The organism is Actinomadura sp. 7K507 (assembly GCF_004348425.1).
GTDB lineage: Bacteria > Actinomycetota > Actinomycetes > Streptosporangiales > Streptosporangiaceae > Spirillospora.
The window spans coordinates 1-3,130 of the sequence record NZ_SMKK01000445.1; the positions used below are offsets into that span (position 1 = coordinate 1).

General features: G+C 66.9%; 5 protein-coding genes. All 5 read right to left on the bottom strand.

What is annotated here, in order from left to right; all coding sequences use genetic code 11:
* Positions 1-446 (bottom strand): hypothetical protein (locus E1285_RS44155; RefSeq protein WP_132160873.1); only part of this gene is annotated, 446 nt, incomplete at its 3' end.
* 23 nt (positions 447-469) lie between these two features.
* Positions 470-853, bottom strand: coding sequence for a hypothetical protein (locus E1285_RS44160; RefSeq protein ID WP_132160874.1), 384 nt, complete (start codon positions 851-853; stop codon positions 470-472).
* 128 nt (positions 854-981) lie between these two features.
* Positions 982-1,698 (bottom strand): hypothetical protein, encoded by a 717-nt coding sequence (locus tag E1285_RS44165; protein WP_132160875.1) that lies wholly within the window; start codon positions 1,696-1,698, stop codon positions 982-984.
* The gene (locus tag E1285_RS44170) at positions 1,695-2,093 is read right to left on the bottom strand and encodes a hypothetical protein (RefSeq protein WP_132160876.1); all 399 of its coding nucleotides are present in this window, start codon (positions 2,091-2,093) and stop codon (positions 1,695-1,697) included. The genes E1285_RS44165 and E1285_RS44170 overlap by 4 nt, the downstream gene beginning before the upstream one ends.
* Positions 2,094-2,252: 159 nt before the next feature.
* Entirely contained in the window at positions 2,253-3,086 is an 834-nt protein-coding gene (locus tag E1285_RS44175) for a hypothetical protein (RefSeq protein WP_132160877.1), read from the bottom strand.
* Positions 3,087-3,130: the final 44 nt, after the last annotated feature.

The window sequence follows — 3,130 nt, forward strand, 5'->3', positions numbered from 1 at the left end:
GTGGCGGTGTGGGTGCTGAGTTGGCGCAGGAGGGCTCGGGCGGTGTCGGGGGCTGCGATTACGGAGGCGTCGGCGGAGGTCGTCTGGTCGGGGGCGGTGGGGAAGTGGGTGGACAGTAGGTCCAGGCCGCAGCCGAGGGCGATGGATGCGGCGCGGAGTTTCTGGGCCAGGGCGGATTTTGGGGTTTGGGTGTCTGCGGGTGGGCCGAGGAGTTGTTCGGCTTGTTTGATGAGGGTGCTGGCGCGGTCGGCGGCGTCCCGCACGCCGGTGGTGTGTGGGTGCGGGAAGCCGAAGCCGGCGGCTATCTGGTCGTGGTAGCGGGCTAGGACGTGGGTGAGGCGGGCGAGTTCGGGTGGGGTGTTGGGGCTGCGGAGGTCGCGGATCAGGCGTTTGCTGTGGAGCTGGTTTTGCAGGTCGGTGAGGTGTTCGGTGGCGATCGCGGTCATGTCCCCGAAGGTGACCACGGCGGCTACCGCAGGGCTTCGCGGAGTCGGCCGGCGTGCAGGGCGGCTTGGAGGCAGGCCATTTTGTCGTCGGGGTCGCTGGCCAGTTCGGCGGCGCGGACGAGGCTCTGGGAGATCTTTCTGGCGAGTTCGAAGAGGGCGTCGGCGGTGGCGTTGACGGCGGTGTAGTCGGTGGGGGCGATGGTGTGCAGGGACGGTGCTTGGCGCAGGGCCTGGTGGGCTTGGGTGGCTTCGCCTTCGGCCATGCCCCAGGCGATGAATCCGTCGGGTTCCTGGGCGGCGTAGGAGGTGATGACTTGCTCGGCGTGGGCGAGGTCGTGCAGGGCGCTGTTGAGGATCTCGGTGAACCAGCCGCGCCGGACGTCGTCGTGCTCGCGTTCGTGGGTCATGAGTCGCTCCTCGGGTGCGCGGGGTCTGTGCTGCTCGGTCGGCTGGGGCGGATTCGGACGTGGGGGCGTTGGTGTGTACTGCTGTTCTGCATGGGGCCTCCTGGGTTGTCAGGCCTGCGGAGCTGAGTTCAGGACGGAGGAAAGCGACGGGCTCGGTTTCCGGTGTCCTCTTGTGGGGCGACGCGGCTTCGGTTCGTTGTGGTCGGCCAACACGAGGTGGCTGTCGCGCGGGGCGGAGGGGTGAGTGCCTCGTGGAGCTGGGTTGTTGAGATGCCGCTCCACGAGCTCAGTGCGTCCAGGAGCCTATGGCGGTCCTGGTCGAGGATTTCGTGAGTTGGCTCGGCTGTGGACAAGAGCTGGGCCGTGATGCTGGTGTAGGCCTGTTCGGCCTGGTTGGCGTGCGTGATGGTGCCCAGGCTTGTTTCCGTTGGCGGGAACGGTGGTGCTGGAGTCAGGTGGGCGGCCGTTTCGGCATAGACGAAGGGGACGCCCGGTACTTCGACGAGATAGTCCGGCTGGACGTCCGGAGCGGGGCTCGTCCAGCCGATGATGCTGCCGCAGCGGCCGGATTGGCGGGTCAGCCGGACCTGGTCGCCTACTTCGTAGGTGGTCTGATCGGTGGCTTCTTCGGTGTTGATCGAGTGGCCGGTGCTGATTGCGCTGGTGAAGTTGATGCCGTGGTGGTTGGCGTAGTGCTCCAGGTCGCAGAGCAGTGCCGTCAGGAGCGCTTCGGCGTAGAGCGGGTCGTGTTGCAGCAGTGAGGGTTCGCCGGGGAAGGCGGACTGTTCGTAGGTCTCCAGGGCGCGGGTGGCGCGGGTGATCTGCTTGGCGTTGCCGCGTATCACGGGCGCCTACCGAGCGCCGCGTGGATGTGGCCGGCGTGGTGGGCGGCGGTCAGGCAGGCCACTCGGTCGGCGGGGTCGGTGGTCTTGGACGCGGCGGTGAGGATCGCTTCGGCGACGGCCATGACGAATGCGGCGACGGCGTCGGCGAGGAGGCGGATGTCGGTGTCGGTCATGGAGCGTTCGGGCCAGCCGAGGGTTGGTGCTTCCGCCAGGGCCCACCAGGCGTCGGTGGCCTCGGCGAGTGCCGTTTGGTGAGCGTCCTTCGGTGCGGTTTGGGTGAGGACGGTCGTGGCGCGTTCGATGAGGTCGAGGCCGACGAAGGCGGATGTGAGGAGTGCGGGGGCGGTGTCGGCGGCTTTGATCTGGCGGGTGGCGTAGTCGAAGAAGTGCTTCATGGGACCTCCGTGGCGATGCGAGTCAGCCTTGATAGGCGACGTGAACGTGAGCTGTTAACTAAAAGTGATCAGTCGAGTGTGATTGATGGGTCGGTGGTGATCAACTGTGGTGGCCGTGTGTCGGTGCGAGTTTCTGCAGTTGAGAGGTGGTGAGCGCGCTCAGCGGCTGCGGCGGGGCCGTGGAGGTGTGGTGTCGGCCGGACGGCGTGAGGACGAGTCCTGCGGGTTGGTAAGGCCTTGCGGGAGTGGCGAGGGGAAGGCTTGGGCGGCGAGTTGGCCGGGGCTGAGCGGCGCGTCTGGTGCTGTCGGCGGGTGCTGGCTGTCGGTGGGGAGACGCGTCTCGATCTTGGCGAGGAGCAGGTCGGTGACGTTGCGTTTGTCCATGCCGTTCCAGGCCACCAGAGCGTTCAGCAGGGAACGTTGATCGTTGAGCTCGCCCTTCTGGGGTTGGACGCCTTGGCTTTCGGCGTTGGCGATGCGGGTCATCGTCTCGACCAGGGTTGCTTCTGCCCGTAGCGGGTCGTTGATGACGCCTTGGGTTGTGGTGGTGGCGGGGAAGGGCGGGGCCGGTTCCAGGTCGGCCGCGATGGTCTTGTGGTTGGTGGTTTGGCCGAGGAAGCCGACGTAGTACTCGGTGGGTCCGTGGTCGGGGACGAGGATTCCGGTGACGGTGCCTCGGGTCGGCTGGCCGAGGAGGATCGCTTCGTCGGCGGCTGGGCCTTCCCGTTGGACGGTTGATCCGATGGGGAAGACGCTGGAATTGGCCTGCTCGCTGAGGTAGTAGCCCTGGGCTTGGGCGAGGATGTCGTTGAATTCCAGGTCGCGGTGTTCGGCGTAGTGCATCAGGTCGATGAGCAGGTCGCCGAGGAGTTCGCGGGCGTGGTCGTCGTTGGTTCGGTGGTTGAGGTGCTCGGTCTGCTCGAAGAGGGCTTGGAAGGAGTCCAGCGCTGCGGCTCCGTACTCGGCGAACTCTTCGGCGCCGGCTTCGGCCATAGGACCTCCATACGGTCGGTGTGGGGGGACGGACGTTTCAGGGG